The following is a 23,129-nucleotide window of genomic DNA, read 5'->3' on the forward strand; positions in this document are numbered from 1 at the left end:
AGAACCCATAATCCCGAATAAGTGGATGATTCCCTATGCGTCACCCCACCTTCGACCTTGATGTACTGCGCACCTTTGTCGCCGGCGTCGAACTCGGCAGCTTTGCCAAGGCCGCCGAGCGCCTTGGCCGCTCGACCTCGGCGGTCAGCGCCCAACTGAAGAAACTCGAAAGCCAGGTCGGCAGCGCGGTGCTGCTGAAGTCAGGCCGCGGTTTGCGGCTGTCACCGACGGGCGAGTCCCTGCTCAGCCACGCCCGGCGTTTGCTGGAGCTCAATGACGAGATTTTCAGCCATTTGCAGGGCGCGCGCATCGAAGGCACGGTGCGCATCGGTTTGCAGGACGATTTCGCCGAACACCTGCTCAGCGACGTGCTGCGGCGCTTTTCCAGAGTCCACCCGGGGGTCAGCCTGGAGGTCAGCATTATTCGTAATGCCGAGCTGTTGTCGATGATCGAGCAGGGTCGCCTGGACCTGGCGCTGGCCTGGGAAACCGCCGCAAGCACGCCTCACGCCACGCGCCTGGGTGAAACCCCGATGCACTGGATCGGCCCGCGCGAGCTGCCAATGCCCTCCCGGAGCGACGACACGCCGTTGCCATTGGTGGTGTTCGACGCCCCCTGCATCTTGCGCAGCCTCGCCACCCAAACCCTGGACCAGGCGCGCATCCCCTGGCGAGTGGCGCTGACCAGTCCGAGCGTCAGTGGCATCTGGGCCGCCGTCTCGGCCGGACTCGGCATCACCTTGCGCACCCGCATCGGCCTCCCGCCTCAGCTTATGGTGATTGAAAGCCTGCCGCCGCTGCCGATGCTCGGTTATGTGCTGCATCAGGCTGTAGCCGCGCCGACGGCGGCGGTCCGGCAACTGTCCGAGTTGATCCAGGCGAGCCTCGCCGAACTGCGCTAACTGGCCGCCACGCCTTCAATTGCGTACTATCCGCCCCCTTCTTTTCGCCGCCGGCTCGGCCGGCTCGTCTTTCAGGTACGCCATGAAACCCCAACGCCTGCGCGCCGACGCCCTGGCCGGACTGACCACCGCCTTCGCCCTGCTGCCCGAATGCATCGCCTTCGCCCTGGTCGCCCACCTCAACCCGCTGATGGGCCTGTACGGCGCCTTTATCATCTGCACCCTGACCGCGTTGTTGGGCGGGCGCCCGGGCATGATCTCCGGCGCCGCCGGGTCAATGGCCGTGGTGATCGTCGCCCTGGTGGTGCAACACGGCGTGCAATACCTGCTCGCCACCGTCCTGCTCGGCGGCCTGATCATGCTTGCCTTCGGCCTGCTGCGCCTGGGCAAGCTGGTGCGCATGGTGCCGCACCCGGTGATGCTCGGTTTCGTCAACGGCCTGGCGATCATCATCGCCCTGGCCCAACTGGAACACTTCAAGAGCGGCGAAACCTGGCTGAGCGGCACGCCGCTGTACCTGATGAGTGGGTTGGTGGTCCTGACCATGGCGATCGTCTACCTGTTACCGCGCCTGACCCGCAGCGTACCGCCGGCGCTGGTGGCAATCCTCGGCGTCGGCCTGGCGGTGTACCTGCTCGACCTGCCGACCCGCACCCTGGGGGATATGGCCCATATTGCCGGCGGCCTGCCCGTGCTGGCCCTGCCGCAATTGCCGTGGAACCTGGACACCTTGCGGATCGTCGCGCCCTACGCCTTTCTGATGGCCATGGTCGGCCTGCTGGAAACCCTGCTGACCCTGAACCTCACCGACGAGATCACCGAAAGTCGCGGCTACCCCGACCGCGAATGCGCGGCACTGGGCGTGGCCAACATGGTTTCCGGCCTGTTCGGCGGCATGGGCGGTTGCGCGATGATCGGCCAGACCGTAATCAACCTCAGCTCCGGCGGTCGCGGCCGGCTGTCCGGGGTGGTTGCCGGGGTGATGATCCTGCTGTTTATCCTGTTCCTCTCACCCTTTATCGAACGCATCCCCCTGGCCGCCCTGGTCGGGGTCATGTTCGTGGTCGCGCAGCAGACCTTCGCCTGGGCCTCGCTGCGAGTACTCAACAAGGTGCCGCTCAATGACGTGCTGGTGATCATCGCGGTGACCAGCATCACGGTGTTCACCGACCTGGCCACCGCCGTGCTCTGCGGCATTGTCATCGCCGCGCTCAACTTCGCCTGGCAGCAGGCCCGGGAACTCTATGCCGACAGCCATCTGGAGGCCGACGGCAGCAAGCTCTACCGCCTGCACGGCACGTTGTTCTTTGCCTCGACGGCACCTTTTCTCAACCAGTTCGACCCGGCCAACGATCCGGCCCTGGTGACCCTCGACTGCCGTCACCTGAACTTCGTCGACTACTCGGCCATCGCCGCCTTGAAAACTCTGCGCGAGCGCTACGAAAAGGCCGGCAAGCACCTGCAGGTGTTCCACTTGTCCGAGCGCTGCAAACGCCTGCTCAAGCGCGCCGGCGCCCATTGATAAACGCACCTCGAAGGGCGCAGAACCTCAGCGCCCTTCGAGCAGATGTTCGAGAAACAACCCCGCCGCCACCGACAGTCCCTCACGTGACCTCACGCAGACGCTGAGTTCACGGCACGCCCAGGTTTCGTCGAGCCTGACCACCCGGGTCCCGCTCAGGTTGTAGATCCCCACGCTGCCCTGCGGCATGATGCCGATGCCCACGCCGGCCTGCACCATCAGGCAGAGCGCATCGTAGCTGGAGACTTCCATGCGGATTTTCAGCGAACGCCCCAGATCGTTGGCGGCCTTGATCAACTGGAAATTGAGATGGGTGCCGCTGCGCAGCGCCACGCACTCATAGTCCAGGGTATCGCCGAAGCTGACTGAGTCTTGCGCCGCCAGCGGATGATCCTCGGGCACCAGCAACACCAGCCGGTCGCTGCGAAATGGGAACACTTCGATATCGGCACCATGGGGCAAGCGGGTGAAAATGCCGATTTCGGCACGGTTTTCCGCCACCGCCTTGGTAATCGCCAGGCTCTGCTGTTCTTCCAGGCTGATATTGATCAGCGGGTACGCGGTCATGAACGACTTGACCAGCCCCGGCATGAACTGGGTAATCGCCGAGATATTCGCCAGAACATGCACCGAGCCGCGCCGGCCATGGGAGTAATCGCGCATCTGCACGACGATTTCATTGAGGTTGTTCAGCGCGCTGCGAGCCATGAACAGCAACGACAGGCCGGCATCGGTCGGCGTGATGCCTTTGTTGGTGCGATTGAGCAGCTTCGACTCGAGCAGCTCTTCCAACTCACTGAGCCGCTTGCTCACTGCCGCCGCGGCGATATGTTCGCGCTTGGCGGCGGCGGCAATGGTGCCCTCTTCGATGACACTGACAAAGAGGCGCAGGGAGACGGGGTCGAGCTTCATGGGCGGTACCGGGGCATGCAGGCCTGAGTGGCGAACATAGTACCCCGTCCGCTGCCGACTCAGAATGCTCCGGACAACAGATGGCCGGCGTTCGGCACCTGGGCCTTGAGACCGAGGCTTTTGAGCATCTGGTAGACCGTCGCCACCGACGCCGACAGCACCGGCTTGTCGAGGCGATCCTGGACGATCTGGATCGCCGGCAACGAAGGCATCTGCACGCAGCACGACAGCACCACGCCGTCGGCCTGGCCGATATTCAGCTTGTCGGCGTGGGCCACCAGGTTCATCGGGTCCAGGCGACCGACCGCCAGGTTATCGGAGACTTCCAGGCTGATGGAGTCGACCACTTCGATCCCGGCCGCCTCGATGTAGTCGATGACCTGCTGGGTCAGGGGCTTCATGTACGGGGTGATGATCGAGACTTTTTTGTATTCCAGCAGGTTCAGGCTGTCGATCAGTGCGCCGGCGGAACTCAGCACCGGGGCGTTCGAGTGGTTGCCGGCGACGGTCTTGCCCAGGCGTTCCTGGGACACTTTGTGATACCCGGCGCCCTGGCACATGATCGCCACCAGGCAGGCGTAGGCCATGACATCGACCCGCGCATCACTGAGCTCCAGGGCACAGCGATCACTGTCGACATCCATCTTTTTCAGCTCTTCGGGGCTGACATGCATCATGCGCATCCGCGAAGAGTGGAAGGTGAAGTGTTCCTCTGGAAACAGCGAGTAGCGCGAGGTCAACATCGCCGGAATCTCGGTTTCCATGGTGGTGTTGGAGCTGGGAACAATCTGGCCGATTCGGAAGTTTTTCATGGATCTGTTCTCTTCAAGGGTGCGGATCAGTTGCCGCTGGTGAGTTGAACGCCTTTGGTTTCCTGCAGCGTGAACACCATGACCGCGGCGATGGCATAGGAAACAGAAGCGAGAGAAATGGTGGCGGTGAAGCCAATCAGCGGAATCAGCACTGGCACCAGCTTGATGCCGGCAATGGCGCCGACCCGCCCGAAGTTGAAGCAGAAGCCCGACGCGGTGGAACGGATGCTGGTGGGAAAAAGTTCCGAGTACCAGGCGCCGAAGCCACTGAAATAGCCGGTGAAGAAACCCAGCAGCGCCGCCAGCGAACCCAGGGTGATCACATTACCGGTGGTGAACAGCAGCTTGCCGTCGGTCAAGGGCATCAGGGTCGCCGAGTAGGCGAACACCGGCACCATGATCGCCATGCCGGCGAAGAAGATCGCGAATGACAGGCGACGGCCGATGCTTTCGGCCAGGTAGCCGTAGGCCAGATAACCAAGGGTCGCGCCGATGCCGATCCAGATGACAAACACCGGCGCCTGATCGATACGCACATTGAGGATGTTCTGCAGGTAAGCCGGCATGAAGGTGGTGATGATCCAGTAGCCATACATGCCCAGCACCGAAATGCTCAGGCCCAGCAGGGTCATCCTCAGGTACTGCGGGCGAAAGATCTCCGTCAGCCGGCCCTTGTCGGCGTTACGCCGCATAAACTCGCGGTTGGCCAGCCAGACCGGCGATTCCTTGACGAACAGCCAGATGAACACCAGGGTGAAATAGGCCGGAATCGAGGCATAGATGAACAACTTGCGCCAGGACTCGGGGTTGCTGGCGTCGAGGAAACTCCAGGCGAAAATCGCCGCCAGCAGGCCGCCGCCCGACCAGCCGGTCTGCATCACCGCAAAGGCCTTGGCGCGCCCGGCCGGCGGCCAGATTTCCGAGACCAGCGCCGCGGCCGCGGACCACAGGCCGCCGACGGCGATGCCGACGCAGAAGCGGAACAGATTGAGTTCCCAGAGACTGTCGGCATAACCGCAGAGCAAGGTACCGCTGCCATAGACGAACACCGACAGCATCATGGTTTTCTTGCGGCCGATCTTGTCGGAGATATTGCCCAGGAAAAACCCGCCGATACCGGTCGCCAGCAGAAACCAGGCGACGGTGGAGACGACGTCGTTCAGGCCCACCGAGAAGGTCTTGGCAATGGCCAGCAGCACAAACCCGAAGACCGTCGCATCCAGCGCATCAAACAACCAGGCGGCCCAGGAGCCCCCCAAGGTGGCATAACGCTGGGAACCGCTGAGTTCAGCGCTGCTGTCTACCGGAGCGGCACCGGCTGTGACCGTGGAAGCCAGGTTTTTCATGGAGGATCCTCAGGAAACTCGACTTATTATTTTTCGACAGAGCCCAAGCCAGCGTGCTGATCGGTGGGCGACTGTTCATATGAAACCGATGTTAGTAGCGGCTCCTGGCGCCGTATATCAGGCATTGGCGAGCCTGCCATCGCGGATGGCGATGGCAACTGCTACCCTCGGCCGCTCTTCTCTTTACTGCGGAGCACAGCATGCAAGACCGTGAAATCATCCTTCCCGAGTCAATGGCCCTGCTGGCCGAACGCGCGGGTTATGCACCCGCCGTGAAGGTCGGCGCCACGCTTTACTGTGCCGGCCAGGTGGGCCGCACGCCGGAGCTGGAAGTCATCGAGGATCCCGCCCAACAGTTCGCGGCGGCCTGGGAGAACCTGCGCCTGGTACTGGCAGCCGGCGGTTGCAGCTTCGATGACGTGGTCGAGATGACCACCTATCACGTGCACATGTCCCAGCACATGGCGGTGTTCCGCGAGGTCAAGAACCAGCTGTTCCCCCAGGGCCTGTGCGCCTGGACCTGCGTCGGCGTCAGCGAACTGGCCCGCCCCGGGCTGTTGGTGGAAATCAAGTGCGTGGCGGTACAACCCGCAGCGACCTGACGCGGATGTGGTTAAAATGCCGGCCCTTTCCCTGCTGGCACCCCCTGATGAACCCCGACGCCCTGTCTATCCTCCACACTCACCTGCTGACGGCCCTGGCGACCGCACCCGCGGAAACCCGGCGCCTGTTCCACGGCCGCGGTCGTTGCTGGCCAGGGCTGGAGCAACTGACCGTCGACTGGCTGCAGGGCGTGGTGCTGGTGTCGCTGTTCAAGGAGCCGGAGCCCGAGCCGTTGCAAGCCCTCAAGGATCTGCTGGGCGAAATCAGCCAGTCGCCCACCTGGCTGGCCAGCGGCGCCCACACCCTGCTCCTGCACCATCGCTACCTGCCCCTCAGCCCCGCCGAATGGCTGGTGGGCGAAACCATTGAGGAGTCGGTGATCACTGAAGGCGGCCTGCGTTATCAGGTCGACCTGGGCAAAAAACAGAACAACGGCCTGTTTCTCGATATGCGCTACGGCCGCGACTGGGTGCGGGCCAATGCCCAGGGCAAGCGGGTGCTCAATCTGTTCGCCTACACCTGCGGGTTTTCCGTGGCGGCGATCGCCGGCGGAGCCGCCCATGTGCTCAACCTCGACATGTCCCGTGCAGCCCTGAGCCGTGGACGCGACAACCATCGATTGAACGGCCACGACCTGGGCAAGGTCGGCTTTCTCGGCCACGACCTGTTCAAGTCCTGGGGCAAGGTCATCAGCAGCGGTCCTTTTGACCTGGTGATCATCGACCCGCCGTCTTTCCAGAAAGGCAGTTTCCTGCTGAGCAAGGACTACCAGCGCGTATTGCGCCGCCTGCCGGAGCTGCTCAGCGCCGACGGCCTGGTCCTCGCCTGCATGAACGATCCGGCCGTGGGCTCGGACTTCCTGATCGACGGTGTCACCCGCGAAGCGCCGGGGCTGGTGTTTGAACGGCGCCTGGACAATCCGCCGGAATTTCCCGATATCGACGTCGAAAGCGGATTGAAAGCCTTGCTGTTCAAGCAGGGTGCTATCCTGCCGGAAAAAATCGAACCCAGCGTTTCGTGAGGCTGTTGTGTCCCGAGGTATTGCTTTATCAGTGACGGCGTCCTGCCTGTTCGCCGTCATGTATTTCTATACATCTCTGCTCGCCCCCCTCAACGGTGAGGATATCTTTGGTTGGCGAATGCTCCTGACCGCACCCTGCATGACAGTGTTCATGCTGGTGTCCGGAGACTGGAAGCTGGTTCCCACGATCCTCGCCCGGATACGCCGGGAGCCGTGGTTGCCGATCAAGTTGCTGTTGTCGTCGGCCATGCTCGGCTCCCAGCTGTGGGTGTTCCTCTGGGCGCCGCTCAACGGGCACAGCCTGGACGTGTCCCTCGGTTATTTTCTCCTGCCCCTGACCATGGTGCTCACCGGGCGTATCGTCTACGGCGAACGCCTGTCGCGCCTGCAGACCGTTGCCGCCCTGCTCGCCCTCTGTGGCGTGCTCAACGAGTTGTATCGGGTCGGCAGCTTTTCCTGGACCACCCTGCTGGTTGCCGTGGTTTATCCGATCTACTTCGTGCTGCGTCGCCGCAACCGCACCGACAACCTCGGCGGCCTTTGGCTCGAAATGGTCTTGTTGCTGCCAATGGCCTGGTGGTTCGTCCAGCACGGTGAGCAGGGTTTTGCCGTGGTCAGCCAACGGCCGGCGCTGTATGGACTGATTCCCCTGCTGGGGGTGATCAGTGCCGCTGCGCTGATCTGCTATTTGTTGGCGAGCCGGATGCTGGCCTTCGGACTGTTCGGCCTGCTGGGCTATGTCGAGCCCGTGCTGCTGGTAATCGTTGCCCTGTTGCTGGGGGAAAGCATCGGACCGGGCGAATGGCTGACCTACCTGCCGATCTGGCTGGCGGTGGCGGTGTTGGTACTGGAGGGGGTAAAGCGCTTGCTGAAGCAGCGTCGCTGAACCCCCGAAGCGCCTTCAGCCGGTCGTCGGCAGCCACAAGCGGAAACGCGCCCCGCCCAGCGGCGACTGCTCGGCGGTCAGGGTGCCGCCCTGGGCCTCCAGCGCCCGCCGGCTGATGGCCAGGCCCAGGCCAAAACCGCCGGTGGCGCGATCGCGACTGCGGTCCAGGCGGTAGAACGGTTCGAAAATCCGCTCCCGATCCGCTTCCGGAATGCCGATGCCATCGTCATCGACCCACAACTCGCAGCCTTCCGGGTTGACCCTGACGCCAATCTGAATCCGCCGCTCGCAATAACGCATGGCGTTGCGCAACAGGTTTTGTACCGCCCGCGCGGTCAGGCGCGGGTCCAGCGCAAAGCGATCCAGCGAACCGTGCATCAACACATCCAGCACCGTGTCCGGGGCCTCCAGCTCCTCATCGAAACTGCCGAGAATACTGTCGACGAACTCGTCCAGCGACACCATGACCCGTTCCGGCAAGTGGGCCGGGTTCTGCAAACGGCTGTAGGACAGCAACTCCAGCACCAGTTCGTCCAGCTCACGGATATGCGCCACCAACCCTTGCAGTCGTTCGCGGGGCGCCGGCGGCAGTTCCTCCGACAAGGCCAGGGCCAGGCCGAAATCCAGGCGGGTCAAGGGCGTACGCAGCTCGTGGGACACCGCGTTGAGCAGATCACGCTGCTGGTTGAGCAAGCTTTCGATATCGTCGGCCATGGTGTCGAACACCGCTGCCAGCTCACCGATATTCGACCGTGGCGAGATGTTCGTGCGTTCACTCAACTGCCCCTGGCCCAGACGCCGGGCGGTCTGCTTGAGACGCTCCAGGTCACGCCAATGCGGTCGCAACCAGAACAGCAGGCAGGCCAGCAGTGCCGCGACGATCAGCACGTTCATGCTCCAATAGGGCACGTTCATGTCCAGCGAATCAGGCGGCACCCGCAACGCCACTGCCCATTGCTCGTCCAACGGCGACACCGCCAGGCTCCACGAGCCCCACTCACCCAGGTGGATCACCTCCTCGCCAGCGCGCAGGCGCTGCTGTTCAAGCGCGCTGAACATCCCGTCATCGACCCGCACCTGGGTGATCTGAAACGGCGCGAAACGCTGGTCCAGGCGCTGGGTCAGTGCTGGCCATTGATCCTTGGGTACCTCGCGAAACTGTTCGGTCAACAGACTGCGCAAGCCCCGGGACTGGTCGGTGTTGTAGCGCATGAAGCGCTCATGAAAGATCCCGATGACCAGCTCCGGCACCAGATAGATGGCCGCACTGAAAGTAATGATGGTGATCAGGTACAGGCGCACCAGGCTCTTGAGCATCCCCTCAGTACTCCCACTCGGAGCGACTGAACAGGTAACCCTTGCCCCAGACGGTCTTGATCTTGCGCGCCTCGCCGGCATGGTCGTCGAACTTGCGGCGCAACTTGGAAATCGCCACGTCCACCGAACGGTCGGTGCCGTTGAACTCGATGCCACGCAGACGCTGGAGAATCTGGTCGCGACTGAGCACTTCGCCGGCATGTCGGGCCAGCACCACCAGCAGGTTGTACTCGCCGCTGGACAGCTCCACCGGTTGCTCACGCCAGGTCACGGTGCGTTCCGACAGGTCGATGCACAGGTTGCCCATCAGGATCCGGTCGCTGGCCACCTGCGGATCGGTCAGGCTGCTACGGCGCAGCAGGGTCCGTACCCGGGCCAGCAATACCCGTGGCTCGCAAGGCTTGGTCACATAGTCATCGGCGCCCATCTCCAGGCCCAGCACCTGGTCGTGACTATCGTCGCGGGCGGTAAGCATCAGGATCGGCAGTGTCGCCGAATCGGTGCGCAGCAGGCGGCACACCTGCAGGCCGTCGAGGCCCGGCAGCATCAGGTCGAGGATCACCAGGTCCGGCGGGTTCTGTTTCGCCCGCTCGCGCACCAGGTCGCCACGGGCCAGCACGTTGACCTGGTAGCCGTTGCGCTCCAGGTAGCTGGCGATCAATTCACTGAGGGCGCTGTCGTCTTCGACCAGCAGAATGTTAGGCATAGGTAAATTTACGAAGCGGAAAACCGTGAAGGATATACGCCTGTGCCCCCCTGAGAGCATAAGCTTCACACTTTTTCACCAACGCCCTACATAGCTTCACAGCACCGCGTGACCACGGCCCTTAGCATGCGGGGGCCATTATTGGGACTCTGTTATGTTGAAAAAGCTGTTTGCCCCGCTTTGCCTGTCAGCCCTGGCGCTGGCCCTGAGCGCCTGTGACAAATCCCCGAAAGCCGCGGACACGCCGCCCCCGCCCAAGGTTCGGGTCGAGGTCCTGAAGAGCCAGAGCCTGTCGATCAACAGCGAGCTGAGCGGGCGTATCGCCGCGCCGCGTATTGCCGAAGTCCGCGCCCGAGTGGCCGGCGTGGTGCTAAAACAGGTCTTTCGCGAAGGCAGCGACGTGAAACAGGGCGACGTGTTGTTCCGCATCGACCCGGCGCCGTTCAAGGCCGACCTCGACAGTGCCGTTGCCAGCCTGCAAAAAGCCGAGGCCAACGCCTTCCAGACCCGCCTGCAACACCAGCGCTACCGCGACCTGGTGGAAAGCCAGGCGGTCAGCCGCCAGGACTACGACAACGCCGAAGCCGCCGCGCGCCAGAGCGCCGCCGACGTCGCCGCCAACAAGGCGGCAGTACAGCGGGCCCGACTCAACCTCGGCTACGCGACGGTCACCGCGCCGATTTCCGGACGCATCGGTCGCGCCCTGGTCACCGAAGGCGCCCTGGTCGGACAGAACGAAACCACCGCCCTGGCGCTGATCCAGCAGTTGAATCCGATCCACGCCGACCTGACCCAGTCGACCCGCGAACTGAATGACCTGCGCCGCGCCCTGCGTGCCGGGCAATTGCAGCAGGTCGGACAGAACCAGGCCAAGGCCACGCTGATCCAGGATGACGGCAGTGCCTACCCATTGCCGGGCAAGTTGCTGTTCACCGATATCAGCGTCGACCCCGGCACCGGCCAGGTGATCCTGCGTAGCGAATTCCCCAACCCGGACCTCGACCTGTTGCCCGGCAGTTTTGTCCGGGTGCGCGTCGAACAGGCGGTCAACCGCGAAGCCATCACCGTGCCGCAACGGGCCATCCAGCGTGACAGCGCCGGGATCGCCCAGGTGCTGCTGGTGGACGCCGATCAACGGATCAGCCAGCAGCCGGTGCAACTGGGGGCGGTGCAGAACGATCGCTGGATCGTCAGCGATGGCCTCAAGGCCGGCGAGCGCATCGTCGTCGAGGGCCTGCAACACGCCCGAGTCGGCGAGAAGGTCCAGGTCGACGACAGCCCTCTTCCCCTCGCCCAGTCCAAAGGACAGTGAGCATGCCGCATTTCTTTATCGACCGGCCGGTGTTCGCCTGGGTGGTCGCCTTGTTCATCCTGCTGGCCGGCGCCCTGGCCATCCCGCAGTTGCCGGTGGCGCAGTACCCCAACGTCGCGCCGCCCAAGGTGGAAATCTCCGCCGTCTACCCCGGTGCCTCGGCGCAGACCGTGGATGAAGGCGTGGTCAGCCTGATCGAGCAGGAGCTCAATGGCGCCGATCACCTGCTGTATTTCGAATCCCAGAGCAGCCTGGGCAGTGCAACCATCACCGCCACGTTCCAACCGGGCACCGATCCGGCCATGGCCCAGGTCGACGTGCAGAACCGTCTGAAAGCAGTGGAGCCACGCCTGCCCGCCGCCGTGACCCAGCAAGGCCTGCAGGTGGAAAAGGTGTCCGCCGGCTTCCTGCTGCTCGCCACCCTCACCTCCAGTGACGGCAAGCATGACGAAAGCGCCCTCAGCGATTACCTGGCGCGCAACGTGATGAACGAGATCAAGCGCCTCGACGGGGTCGGCAAAGCCCAGCTGTATGGCGCCGAACGGGCCATGCGGATCTGGATCGACCCGCAGAAGCTGGTCGGTTTCAACCTCACGCCAGCGGACGTCAGCGCCGCCGTGGCCGGGCAGAACGCCCAGATCTCGGCGGGCAGCATCGGCGACCTGCCGGCGCGACCGACCCAGGAAATCAACGCGGCGGTGCTGGTCAAGGGCCAGTTGAGCACGCCCAAGGAGTTCGCCGATATCGTCCTGCGGGCCAATCCCGACGGTTCCAGCGTGCGCATCGGTGATGTCGCCCGGGTGGAAATCGGCAGCCAGGACTACCAGTACGGCACCCGCCTGAACGGCAAGCCATCCACCGCCTTCAGCGTCCAGTTGAGCCCCGGCGCCAATGCCCTGCACACCGCCACCCTGGTGCGGGCCAAGCTCGATGAGTTGTCGCGCTACTTCCCGGCCGGGGTCGAATACAAGATTCCCTACGACACTTCGCCCTTCGTCAAGGTCTCGATCACCAAGGTGATCTACACCCTGGGTGAAGCCATGTTGCTGGTGTTCGCGGTGATGTTCCTGTTCCTACAGAACATCCGCTACACCCTGATCCCGACCCTGGTGGTCCCCGTGGCGCTGATGGGGACTTTCGCCACCATGCTCGCCCTGGGCTTCTCGATCAACGTACTGACCATGTTCGGCATGGTGCTGGCCATCGGCATCCTGGTGGACGACGCCATTGTGGTGGTGGAGAACGTCGAACGGATCATGGCCAACGAGGGGCTTTCACCACGCGATGCCACCCGCAAGGCCATGGGCCAGATCAGCGGCGCGATCATCGGGATTACCCTGGTACTGGTGGCGGTGTTTATTCCCATGGCTTTCATGCAAGGCTCGGTGGGGGTGATCTACCAGCAGTTCTCGTTGTCCATGGCGACCTCGATCCTGTTCTCGGCCTTCCTCGCCCTGACCCTGACCCCGGCGCTGTGCGCCACCCTGCTCAAACCGATTGCCCAGGGCGAGCATCATGCCAAAGGCGGTTTCTTCGGTGCCTTCAACCGGCGTTTCGAGCAGTTGAGCAACCGCTATGAAAGCTGGGTGGTCTATGCACTGAAACGCAGTGGTCGCTACCTGCTGGTCTACGGTCTGCTGCTGGTGGTGCTGGGGCTGTGCTTCATGCGCCTGCCGGCGTCCTTCCTGCCGGTGGAAGACCAGGGCTACACCATCACCGATATCCAACTGCCGCCGGGAGCGAGCCAGAACCGCACGATCAAGGTGGTGGAACAGATCGAAGCCCATAACGCCACGGAACCGGGTGTCGGCGACACCACCATGATCCTCGGTTTCAGTTTCTCCGGCAGTGGCCAGAACGCCGCCCTGGCCTTCACCACCCTGAAGGACTGGTCGCTGCGCGGTGCCAAGGACTCGGCCCAAGCCATCGCCGACCGCGCCAACCTGGCCCTCGGCGATATCAAGGACGCCGTGGCCTACGCCATTCTGCCGCCGCCAGTCGACGGTCTCGGCACCTCCAGCGGTTTCGAGTTCCGCCTGCAGGACCGTGGCGGCGTCGGCCATGAGGCGCTGATGAACGCCCGCAGCCAGTTGCTGGCGGCGGCGGAAAAGAGCCCGATCCTGGCCAACGTCCGCGAAAGCGCCCTGGCCGAAGCGCCCCAGGTGCAGTTGGAAGTTGACCGGCAGCAGGCCAATGCACTGGGGGTGTCCTTTGCCGATATCGGCGCCCTGCTCTCCACTGCGCTGGGCTCGTCCTACGTCAACGACTTCCCGAACCAGGGACGCATGCAACGGGTGGTGATCCAGGCCGAAGGCGACCAACGCAGCCAGGTGGCCGACCTGTTGAAGATCAATGTGCGCAACAGCAGCGGCAACATGGTGCCGTTGTCGGCCTTTGTCCAGGCCAAATGGACCCAGGGCCCGGCGCAACTGACCCGCTACAACGGCTACCCGGCGATTGCCATTTCCGGCGAGCCCAAGGCCGGTTACAGCACCGGACAGGCCATGGCGGAAATGGAGCGGCTGGTGACGCAACTGCCGGCCGGGCTCGGCCTGGAATGGACCGGTTTGTCCTTGCAGGAGCGCTTGTCCGGTTCCCAGGCCACCACGTTGCTGGGGTTGTCGCTGCTGGTGGTGTTCCTCTGCCTGGCAGCGCTGTATGAAAGCTGGTCGATTCCGACCTCGGTGCTGCTGGTGGTGCCGCTCGGGGTGCTCGGCGCGGTGCTGGCGGTGACCTTGCGCGGGATGCCCAATGACGTGTTCTTCAAGGTCGGCCTGATCACCATCATCGGCCTGTCGGCGAAGAACGCGATCCTGATCATCGAATTCGCCAAGAGTCTGTACGACGAGGGCCATGATTTGCTGGGCGCGACGGTGCAGGCGGCTCGGCTGCGCTTGCGCCCGATCATCATGACCTCCCTGGCGTTTATCCTCGGGGTGGTGCCGCTGGCGATTGCCACCGGTGCCAGTTCGGCGAGCCAGCAGGCGATCGGCACCGGGGTGATCGGCGGGATGATCACGGCGACGCTGGCGGTGGTGTTCGTGCCGGTATTTTTTGTGGTGGTGATGAAGTTGGCCAAGGGGCGGCGTCAGGATCGGTAGACCGCGTTATCGTTCATCGCGAGCAAGCTCGCTCCTACAGGATTTGTGTCGTTCACAACATTTGTGTAGGAGCGAGCTTGCTCGCGATACAGGTGCCACGGTCCTCCAGACTATTGCACCAACTGGTTGATCTCGATGATCGGCAACAACACCGCCATCACGATCAACAGCACCACCGCCCCCATCACCACGATCATCAGCGGTTCGAGCAGCGCGGTCATGCCCATGGCCCGCCGCTCGATATCCCGCGACAAGGTCTGCGCCGCCCGCTCCAGCATCGGCGGCAACGAGCCGGTCTTCTCGCCGCTGGCAATCAGATGGATCAGTACCGGCGGAAACACCTTCTCCACCTTCAGCGCCGCCGCCAGGTTGACCCCTTCGCGCACCCGCGCCGTGGCCTCGGTCACACTCAGGCTCAGGCGGTCGTTGGAGACCGTCTGCCGCGCAGCCTCCAGCGCCCGCAGCAACGGCACCCCGGCACCGCCGAGAATCGCCAGGGTCGAGGCAAACCGCGCGGTGTTAAGCCCCAGCACAAACCGCCCGATCAGCGGCAGGCGCAGGATCCGGCTGTGCCAACCCAGGCGCGCCGCCGGATTGCGCAAATACAAGCGCCAGCCCCACAGCCCAGCCACCAGCCCGCCAAAACACAACCAGCCCCAGGCGCGAATGAAATCACTGGCATTGAGCATCGCCACCGTCAGCCCCGGCAGGTCCTGGCGTGCCTGGGAAAAGGCGCTGACCACCTGGGGCACCACGTAGCTGAGGAGGAAAATCACAATGGCCACCGACACCAGCCCGACCACGCCCGGGTAGATGAACGCGGTAAGAATCTTGCCCCGCAGGTTGTTGCGCTCCTCGATGTAGTCGGCCAGCCGCTCCATCACCTGGGCCAGGTCGCCGGACTCCTCGCCTGCCGCGATCAGCGCCCGGTAGATATCGGGAAAATCCCGTGGCCGCTTGGCCAGGGCTTCGGCCAGGCGCATGCCGCCGCGCACATCGGCGCGCACCGCGCTCAGGGTCTGGGCAATATGCTTGCGCTCGGCCTGCTCCACCGTGGCACTCAACGCCGCTTCCAGGGGCAGGCTGGCGCCCAGCAGGCTCGCCAGTTGCCGGGTGGCCCAGGCCAGGTCGTTGTCGGAGAGCTTGGCGCTGAACATCCCGCTGGCGCTCGCCCCGCCCTGGACGCCGTCGGCCTGGACCAGCAAGGCGGTCAGCCCGCGACTGCGCAGCAGGCCCATGGCCGCGCCCTGGCTGTCGGCTTCCAGATGGCCGGTTTCGATCTTGCCCAGGGCGTCGGCGGCTTCGAAGCGATAGCGATTCATCAGGCGTCCCGTGTCACACGAAGGATTTCTTCCGGCGCGGTGGCGCCGCTGCGCACCCAGCGCTCGCCGTCCTCGCGCATGCTCAACATGCCGGCCGCCCGCGCGGCCAGGCGCAAGGCCTGTTCGCCGGCGCCCTGGTGGATCAGGCTGCGGATATCATCGTCGATGCAGAACAACTCGTGGATACCGGTGCGGCCGCTGTAGCCGGTGTGATTGCAGACACTGCAGCCCAGCGGCCGCCAGGTACCGGGCGCGGCCGGGTCTTCCTGGCGACAGTGCTGGCACAGGCGCCGGACCAGGCGCTGGGCAAGCACCCCGAGCATCGACGAGGCCAGCAGGAACGGCTCAACGCCCATGTCGATCAGGCGGTTGACCGCCGACACCGCATCGTTGGTGTGCAGGGTCGCCAGCACCAGGTGCCCGGTGAGCGAGGCCTGCACGGCAATCTGCGCGGTTTCCAGGTCGCGGATCTCACCGATCATGATGATGTCCGGGTCCTGGCGCAGTATTGCCCGCAAGGCCAGGGCAAAGGTCATGTCGATCTTGGCATTCACCTGGATCTGGCTGATGCCCGGCAGGTCGTACTCCACTGGGTCCTCGACGGTGAGGATATTGCTGGTACTGGCGTCGAGCCGGGCCAGGGCCGCGTAGAGGCTGGTGGTCTTGCCGCTGCCGGTGGGTCCGGTGACCAGCACGATGCCGTGGGGCTGGCGGATCAGGTGATCGAGTCGCGCCAGCAGGTCGGCGTCCATGCCCAGGGTTTCCAATTGCAGGCGCCCGGCCTGCTTGTCCAGCAGGCGCATCACCACCCGTTCGCCATGGCCGGTGGGTACGGTGGAAACGCGGATATCGATGGGCCGGCCGGCCACGCGCAAGGCGATGCGACCATCCTGGGGCAGGCGTTTTTCGGCGATGTCCAACTGCGCCATGATCTTGATCCGCGACACCAGCGCGCCGTGCAGGGCCTTGCGCGGCGAAACCACGTCGCGCAGGGTGCCGTCGACCCGGTAGCGCACCACCGAATGGGTTTCGAAGGGTTCGATATGGATATCGCTGGCCTCGTCCCGCGCGGCCTGGGTCAGCAAGGCGTTGATCATGCGGATCACCGGGGCGCCGTCCTGGGTGTCGAGCAGGTCGGTGATTTCCGGGATGTCCTGCATCAGCCGGTCGAGGTCCACCTCGTTTTCCGCCGCGCCGACCACGGCGGCGGCGCTGCCGGTGTCGGCATAGGCGCTGGCGAGCAGACCGTCGAGTTCTTCGTCACGGACCTGCTCCAGGCGGGCCGGGCCGAACTGTCGACGGACTTCGCTGATGGCCCAGCCCGGGGTTGAGGGGCAGGCGGTCAATACCGCACCGTCCTCGCCGTCGCGCAGCAAGACCCGCTGCGCCTTGGCCCAGGCATAAGGCAGCGCACTCATTGTGGCTGAACCCGTAATTGTGGCGAGCGGGCTTGCCCGCGCTCGGCTGCGCAGCAGTCGTAAAACCCGTCCATGCGGTCTGCCTGACACAATGAATGAGCTGATTTGAGGGGCGCTTCGCACCCCGGCGCGGGCAAGCCCGCTCGCCACAAGGAGAATGTTGCCGGCTTCATGGTTGCGGCCTTTCATTGAGTGACACGGGCACCGCACGAATCGCTGCCCGTGGCGCTTGCGCGGCCGACGGCGCGGAACCCGGGATCGCCACGGCCGCATTCGGCAACTGCGGCGCCTGCATGTCCGGCATGGCCCAGCTGCGTTCCGGCTGCAAACTGCCCTGGGCCCGGCGAATGAAGTCATAACGGTTCAGGGTGATGCTGCGTCCCGCCGCGCCGTCACGAATGATATAAGGCCGCAGGAACACCATCAGGTTGGTCTTGTTGGTCTCGCGTCGCTCGTGGCGAAACAGTGCGCCGATCCCCGGAAGGCTCGAGAGAAACGGTACACCGTCGTTGGTCTGGGTATAACCATCCTGCAACAGGCCACCGAGGACCATGATCTGGCCGTCATCCAGGAGGATGCTGGTGTCGATGGCGCGCTTGTTGGTCACGGTTCCCGCCGCAGCCGCCGAAGCACGGTCATCCACCGTGCTGACTTCCTGGTAGATATCCAGCTTGACCGTGCCGCCTTCGGAAATCTGCGGCCGCACATTGAGCTTGAGACCCACCTCCTCGCGCTGGATGGTCTGGAACGGGTTGTTGCTGGAACTGCTGCCGCTGGTCACATACTGCCCGCTGACAAAGGGAATGGTCTGGCCGACGAAGATGCTCGCCACTTCGTTGTCCAGGGTCAGCAGGTTCGGCGTCGACAGCACATTGGAGCCGCCCTTGGTTTTCAGGGCACGGGCCAGGACCTTCAGGTCCATGACCTGCCCGACACCGGGAATATTCACCGCGCCCCTGACCAGGCCGAGGCTCAGCCCCTGGGGCAGCACGTCGATACTGTTCTTGGCGGTGCTGACCAGGTTGCTGCCGCCCAGGTTGACCCCGCCGATCACACTATTGCCGGCCAGGTTGCCGGCTTGCCATTGCACACCGAACTCGTTGGCATCGTCTTCGCTGACTTCGACGATCAGGCTTTCGATCACCACCTGGGCGCGACGCTGGTCGAGTTGGTCGATGACTTCCCGCAGGTTGCGATAAAGCGGGTCCGGCGCGCTGATCAGCAAGGTATTGGTGGTGGCATCGGCCTGGATCGTCACCCCGCCTGCGGAGAACGCCACGCTCTGGTCCGAGCCCTGGGCGCCGCCGGCCGCCCGTGTGCCTTGGGCGCCAGAAGAACCGCTGGAGGAGCTGCTCGTGCCGCTGCTCGAAGTGCCGCTGGTGCTTTGGCTGCCGGCCTGGCCATTCTGGCTGCTGCTGTTGCTGTTCATCCCGCCATTGCTGAGTATGGCCCGGGTCGGGTCGCCCTTGCCGTCGCCGCTGTCGCTTTCCCCGGTGAGCAGCCCACGCAGGGCCTGGGCCAGCTTGCCGGCCTGGGCGTTGCGCAGGTACACCACGTGCAGGTTGCTCGGGTTGCTCTGGGCATTGTCCAGCTTGTAGATCAACTCCCGGGCCAGTTGCGTGCGTTCCGGGCTGCCGGAGCGAATGATGATCGAGTTGGAACGCGGGTCACCCAGCACGACGATCTTCTGGGTCGGGTCATTGCCGGGGCTGTCCAGCAGTTCGGAGACCATGCTGGCGATATCGCTGGCAATGCCGTTCTGGATCGTCACCACATCGGTGTCGATGGCGCTGGGCGTGTCGATACTGGCGATCAGCGTGGCAACCCGCTCCAGGTTCTGCGCGTAGTCGGTGATGACCACGGTGTTGTTGCCCGGATAGGCATTGATCGGGTTGTTCGGCGAGACGATGGGGCGCAGCACCGGGATCAGGTTCACCGCGTTTTCGTATTGCAGGCGGAAGGTGCGGGTCAGCATGCCGCCCTGGGCCGGCTTGTCGGCACTGTAAATCGGCCCGCCGAGCAACTTGGCATCGGCCTCCGGCACCACCTGGCTGACCCCGCCGACATCCACCACGCTGAAGCCCTGCATGCGCAGGGCCGCCAGCAACATGTCATAGGCACGATGGGCCGGCACTTCGCCTTCGGAAACCAGGGTCAAGGTGCCCTTGACCCGTGGATCCACCAGGAACTGCTGCCCGGTGGCGCGCGACAAGGCACGGACCACCGCCTGAATATCGGCGTCGACGAAATTCAACTGCACCGGCTGGTTGCCCAAGGGGCTGGCCGCAGCGCCGCCTTTGGGCGCGCTCCTGCCCGCCCCGGGATTGAGCGGTGCACGGGGCTGGCGATGCTGCTGCTCGACCTGGGCCTGGAGCCGCTGCCGATCGGCCACGGCATCGCCGCCCTTGGCCGTCGAGGCCAGAGGCCGACCCAACTCGCTTTCCACCAGCAACGGTGGCTGCGCCGCCGGCGGTGGCGTGCTGCAGGCACTCAAGGCCATCAACAACCAGGGCGCCGCGGCCTGCCGACAACGCAAGGCCGATAAAGAACCTGACCACTTCATGAAGCTTCCTTAGCGCCAAGCGCCTGATCCATGCGAACGGTTCCGGACAGTTTTCCCGTCGAGCCATCGGGTTCGGTCGTGCCCTTGCGTTGCAAACGGGCCTCGACCACTTCCAGGGTGAATGAGGGAGGATTGCTCAGCAGCCAGCCCACCAGGCCATCCGCCGGGGCATCGTCGAAGGTCAGCAGCCAACCGCCGCCGACGTTTTGCAATTGGTAGTGCCCGGCCAGGCCGCCGGCGTCCAGGCTGCTGCGCAACGCGCTCTCGAGATTCCCGGCAGTTGGGCCGCCGAGCCCTTGCAACAGGCCGTCGAGGGTCTGCGCCTGGGTACGCAATCTCGGGGTTTCCAGACGCCAGAAATCGATCTTCTGCAACGGCGGCTGGATCAGTACGAACCACACCAGCAAGCCCGAAACGCCCGCCGTCATGGCCAGCACCAACTGTCGTTCGCGCTGCGCCAGGCTTTGCCAATAAAGCCGGGCCTGGCTCGACAGCTGGTGCCAGCGGTTTCGATAACGATGGATAAAGGCCTTATTCACTGTCGTTCTCCGCCAGCGGTTGCGGCTGTGGACCGGTGGTTTTCAGGACCCAACCCTCCGCCACTGCGGTCGCCTCCACACCGGCCTGAGTCAGACTCACTTGCCAGGCCTTGTCACGCCCGCCGCCCGGCGTGCCCGGCAGCGGGCTCAAGTGCAACTCACCATGCTCGAAGACCAGGGTCTGCAGGCTGCCAACCATAAAGGGCATGGCGTTCCCCGCTTGCTGGACCAGCCGGGTAAAACCGCTGTCGCCGGGTGCGCCGTTCTCGCGCAAGGCCAGTTGCTGACGGGCCTGCTGCAACGGATTGAGGATCATCGGCAAGGCCGGGAATGCCTGCTGCACCCGCTGGGTCATCCAGGCCTTGAGTTGCTGGCCCTGCTCGACCTGGCGAGCGGCATAAAGATTGAGACCCACCGCCCAGACCGCCACCGCGAGCAGCGTACAAGCCACCGCCCGCCCCCAGCCTCCCGCGTTGCTGGCCATCGGCCCGGCCGCAGCGTGCAGCCCCCAACTCGGGGCCTTGCCGGACCAGGCGCGATCCTCGGGCAAGCACTGCACCAAGGCATTATCCGGCGCTCCGGCGCCGACCCAATGCACCACCCCGCCGCTATTGAGCAGATCCGCCAACGCCGCATCGACGGCCGGATGGACCTGGGCCTGATCCTGGCTGTGGCGTATCAACAGATGTTCGTCGCGCAGCACCACCACCGGCGCCTGGGTCGCGTCCACCGGCAAACAAAAGGCCGCCGGGTAGAGACCGCGCAGCTTGAACCCGGACTGACGCAGCAAGGTGCCGAACCGCTCCAGCAGCGCCCGCTGCAACCAGGCAACCTGCACCTGCCCCTCGGCATCCCGCGGACCATGGACGATATGCATCGACTCGCAACCGCCAAGGATCAGCGCCTGGGCCGCACAGCCCACCGCCGCCTGGATCCTGGCCGCTGGCAGGTTGGGTAATTCGATACTGGCCAGCAGGCTGTCGCACGGATGCAGGTAACACTCCACGGCGGCGCCCTTGTGGGTCTGCGCCAACTGCGCCAGGCTGCTTCGGCCTTGCTCGGTCAGCTTGCCCTGGCGATCCAGCCCGGCGAACGGCAACGGGCTGTCCGGACTCAGTGTCTCCAAAGGCGGCAAGGCCAGGCGTAGAGAAGTCATACGCCCACCCGCGACCAGATCACCTGGGGCATCTGCAACTCCTCGCGGTACAACAACACCGCCAGGCTGACCAGTCGGCTGTTGCTGCGTGAACGGGCATTGAGACGAAACCAGTCGCTGGTGATCCCGACCTGGATATCGCTGACCACCAGTTCAGGCATCTGCAAGCGATTGACGAAATCGCCGCGATTGATAAACCAGCGTCCGGCATCCCGCTCGGCCACCAGGTTGCGTGCCCGCGACAGGGACAATCCCGGCACCTGTGACGCCAGGACTTCAGCGCTGGCGGTATTGCCGTTGACCCAGGTGTTGGCCGGCAGGATCGTCACATGCCTTGCCAGCAACGCCAGCACCGCAGCGTCGACACCGGCCAGGGCGCCCAGGTCATCCAGGCTGTGCAACATCGGACGCGTCGCCGGCAGCGGCTTGAGCGCCGTCCCCGGTGAGGTCAACCGGCCGCTGTCGAAACTGCCCTTGACCGGCGGCGCAACGGGGACGTTATCCGCCAGCAGCGGGTAGGCGGCGGTCACCCGCTGGACAATCCGCTGGCCCACGGCGCTCTTGATGCCGATCGACTCGCACAACTGCTGGAAAGCCCGGACCTGCTGGGCATCGACCCGGCTGTCACGGACCAGGTTGCGCAGGTTGAACTTGCCCTGCTCGTCCTCCAGGCTCCCGCTGAACTCCCCGCCCCGTGCGCTCAGGCCATCGACGGACAGTGGTCGGGCCCAGGCCTGGTCAAGACGGGTCAACGGGTCATGCTGGCGGGCATCCCAGAGCAAGTGCCGACTCAGTTCCAGGCCGCCGCGCAATAGCCAGGCGCCCTGGACTCGCGACTGCTCGGCTTCGAGGCTGCGGGTGAAGACGCTCTGGCGGGCGAGCATGCCGCCGGCGATCACCGCCACCACGGCGGCGATCAGCAGGGCGCTGATAATTGCCATGCCGCGCTGTCCGGAAGCTGTCAGCGAAGGATTGGTCATGGCCCGGACTACAACTGCCAGGAGCCGATGTCAGCATCGGTGCCTTCACCGCCCGGCTTGCCGTCGGCGCCCAGGGAGAACACATCGACTTCACCGTTGGCCCCGGGATTGAGGTACTGATAAGGACGCCCCCAGGGATCGTTGGGCAAGCGTTCGAGGTAGGAACGCCAGTTACTGTCCTTGGCGTTCGCCGGCCGTTCGGCCAGGACCTTCAGGCCCTGGTTCTGGTTCGGGTAGGTGCCGTGGTCGAGGCGATAGAGCTTGAGGGCCTGCATCAGGCTGCCGATGTCCTGCCGGGCGGCGGTGACCCGAGCCTGGTCGGGGCGGTCGAGAACCTTGGGCACCACAATGGCCGCAAGGATCCCGAGAATGACCACGACCACCATGATCTCGATCAGCGTGAACCCTTGCTGAGCGCCGATCCGCGAGCGGGATTTGATGTGCGCGATATCCATCTCGACATTCCTTGGCTTGATTCGATTCGCCGCGGATTGTTGCAAGAAGATATGTCACCGGTATTGAAAATCCTCGGGAGGAAATCCTGTCCGGCCCGGCGTCCATTGCGGGCACGGCCATCGGGTCTCAGCCATCCGGGGCAGCCGGATCGAAGGTAAAAACAACAACACCTGTATATACAGCATGAAATTCCGGCCTCGCCGCACGCCGTTTGCCTTCCTGCGACAGCGCTTACACCAGAGCGACCATCAGCCC

Annotated in this window: 19 protein-coding genes; 7 read left to right on the forward strand and 12 right to left on the reverse strand. The window is 64.3% G+C overall.

The window, feature by feature from the left end; translation table 11 throughout:
- The first annotated feature begins 35 nt into the window (after window positions 1-35).
- A complete protein-coding gene (locus tag HX866_RS09380; RefSeq protein ID WP_177098044.1) occupies window positions 36-902 on the forward strand; it encodes a LysR substrate-binding domain-containing protein in 867 nt (288 codons plus the stop codon).
- Between the two features lie 82 nt (window positions 903-984).
- Window positions 985-2,424 carry a SulP family inorganic anion transporter gene (locus tag HX866_RS09385; RefSeq protein ID WP_177125368.1) on the forward strand — a complete coding sequence of 480 codons (1,440 nt, stop codon included), beginning with the start codon at window positions 985-987 and terminating at the stop codon, window positions 2,422-2,424.
- A gap of 27 nt (window positions 2,425-2,451) precedes the next feature.
- On the opposite strand, the gene HX866_RS09390 is transcribed toward HX866_RS09385, so the two are convergent.
- From HX866_RS09390 to HX866_RS09400, 3 genes are read right to left on the reverse strand one after another with little or no spacing between them, the layout of a single operon-like run.
- Window positions 2,452-3,336 carry a LysR substrate-binding domain-containing protein gene (locus HX866_RS09390; RefSeq protein WP_177139161.1) on the reverse strand — a complete coding sequence of 295 codons (885 nt, stop codon included), beginning with the start codon at window positions 3,334-3,336 and terminating at the stop codon, window positions 2,452-2,454.
- A 59-nt stretch (window positions 3,337-3,395) separates the two neighbouring features.
- Window positions 3,396-4,148 (reverse strand): maleate cis-trans isomerase family protein, encoded by a 753-nt coding sequence (locus tag HX866_RS09395; protein WP_305729469.1) that lies wholly within the window; start codon window positions 4,146-4,148, stop codon window positions 3,396-3,398.
- 26 nt (window positions 4,149-4,174) lie between these two features.
- Complete coding sequence (locus tag HX866_RS09400) at window positions 4,175-5,494, reverse strand: MFS transporter (RefSeq protein ID WP_177139163.1); 1,320 nt, start codon at window positions 5,492-5,494, stop codon at window positions 4,175-4,177.
- Between the two features lie 200 nt (window positions 5,495-5,694).
- Between HX866_RS09400 and HX866_RS09405 the strand changes: the two genes are divergently transcribed.
- Genes HX866_RS09405 through rarD form a run of 3 tightly spaced genes read left to right on the forward strand, consistent with a single transcriptional unit; the run spans window position 5,695 to window position 8,004 of the window.
- Window positions 5,695-6,096 (forward strand): RidA family protein, encoded by a 402-nt coding sequence (locus tag HX866_RS09405; RefSeq protein ID WP_177098048.1) that lies wholly within the window; start codon window positions 5,695-5,697, stop codon window positions 6,094-6,096.
- 47 nt (window positions 6,097-6,143) lie between these two features.
- Complete coding sequence (locus HX866_RS09410; protein ID WP_177139165.1) at window positions 6,144-7,118, forward strand: class I SAM-dependent methyltransferase; 975 nt, start codon at window positions 6,144-6,146, stop codon at window positions 7,116-7,118.
- 7 nt (window positions 7,119-7,125) lie between these two features.
- Window positions 7,126-8,004, forward strand: coding sequence for an EamA family transporter RarD (rarD, locus tag HX866_RS09415; protein WP_177101630.1), 879 nt, complete (start codon window positions 7,126-7,128; stop codon window positions 8,002-8,004).
- Window positions 8,005-8,019: 15 nt separating this feature from the next.
- On the opposite strand, the gene HX866_RS09420 is transcribed toward rarD, so the two are convergent.
- Window positions 8,020-9,321: an ATP-binding protein gene (locus HX866_RS09420; RefSeq protein WP_177139167.1), complete on the reverse strand. Its 1,302-nt coding sequence runs from the start codon at window positions 9,319-9,321 to the stop codon at window positions 8,020-8,022.
- A 4-nt stretch (window positions 9,322-9,325) separates the two neighbouring features.
- Window positions 9,326-10,027 carry a response regulator transcription factor gene (locus HX866_RS09425; protein WP_177098052.1) on the reverse strand — a complete coding sequence of 234 codons (702 nt, stop codon included), beginning with the start codon at window positions 10,025-10,027 and terminating at the stop codon, window positions 9,326-9,328.
- 154 nt (window positions 10,028-10,181) lie between these two features.
- Here HX866_RS09425 and HX866_RS09430 point away from each other — a divergent pair, with 154 nt between their 5' ends.
- Together HX866_RS09430 and HX866_RS09435 are read left to right on the forward strand one after the other, a co-directional pair.
- Window positions 10,182-11,339, forward strand: a complete 1,158-nt coding sequence (locus HX866_RS09430; RefSeq protein WP_177098053.1) for an efflux RND transporter periplasmic adaptor subunit — start codon at window positions 10,182-10,184, stop codon at window positions 11,337-11,339.
- Between the two features lie 2 nt (window positions 11,340-11,341).
- Window positions 11,342-14,440 (forward strand): efflux RND transporter permease subunit, encoded by a 3,099-nt coding sequence (locus HX866_RS09435; protein WP_177139169.1) that lies wholly within the window; start codon window positions 11,342-11,344, stop codon window positions 14,438-14,440.
- A 110-nt stretch (window positions 14,441-14,550) separates the two neighbouring features.
- On the opposite strand, the gene gspF is transcribed toward HX866_RS09435, so the two are convergent.
- From gspF to gspG, 7 genes are all read right to left on the reverse strand, one after another.
- The gene (gene gspF / locus HX866_RS09440) at window positions 14,551-15,762 is read right to left on the reverse strand and encodes a type II secretion system inner membrane protein GspF (protein WP_177098055.1); all 1,212 of its coding nucleotides are present in this window, start codon (window positions 15,760-15,762) and stop codon (window positions 14,551-14,553) included.
- Entirely contained in the window at window positions 15,762-17,180 is a 1,419-nt protein-coding gene (gene gspE / locus HX866_RS09445) for a type II secretion system ATPase GspE (RefSeq protein ID WP_177098056.1), read from the reverse strand. The genes gspF and gspE overlap by 1 nt, the downstream gene beginning before the upstream one ends.
- Window positions 17,181-17,349: 169 nt before the next feature.
- Entirely contained in the window at window positions 17,350-19,743 is a 2,394-nt protein-coding gene (gene gspD / locus HX866_RS09450) for a type II secretion system secretin GspD (protein WP_177139179.1), read from the reverse strand.
- Entirely contained in the window at window positions 19,740-20,282 is a 543-nt protein-coding gene (gspM, locus tag HX866_RS09455) for a type II secretion system protein GspM (RefSeq protein ID WP_177098058.1), read from the reverse strand. Before gspM ends, gspD begins: the two co-directional genes overlap by 4 nt.
- On the reverse strand, window positions 20,275-21,438 hold the full coding sequence (gene gspL / locus HX866_RS09460; protein WP_177139181.1) for a type II secretion system protein GspL: 1,164 nt from the start codon (window positions 21,436-21,438) through the stop codon (window positions 20,275-20,277). Before gspL ends, gspM begins: the two co-directional genes overlap by 8 nt.
- Window positions 21,435-22,418: a type II secretion system minor pseudopilin GspK gene (gspK, locus tag HX866_RS09465; protein ID WP_177139183.1), complete on the reverse strand. Its 984-nt coding sequence runs from the start codon at window positions 22,416-22,418 to the stop codon at window positions 21,435-21,437. The genes gspL and gspK overlap by 4 nt, the downstream gene beginning before the upstream one ends.
- Window positions 22,419-22,426: 8 nt before the next feature.
- On the reverse strand, window positions 22,427-22,873 hold the full coding sequence (gspG, locus tag HX866_RS09470) for a type II secretion system major pseudopilin GspG (RefSeq protein ID WP_177098061.1): 447 nt from the start codon (window positions 22,871-22,873) through the stop codon (window positions 22,427-22,429).
- Window positions 22,874-23,129: the final 256 nt, after the last annotated feature.

The sequence above is a fragment of the Pseudomonas gingeri genome (genome assembly GCF_013386165.1).
Lineage (GTDB): Bacteria > Pseudomonadota > Gammaproteobacteria > Pseudomonadales > Pseudomonadaceae > Aquipseudomonas > Aquipseudomonas gingeri_C.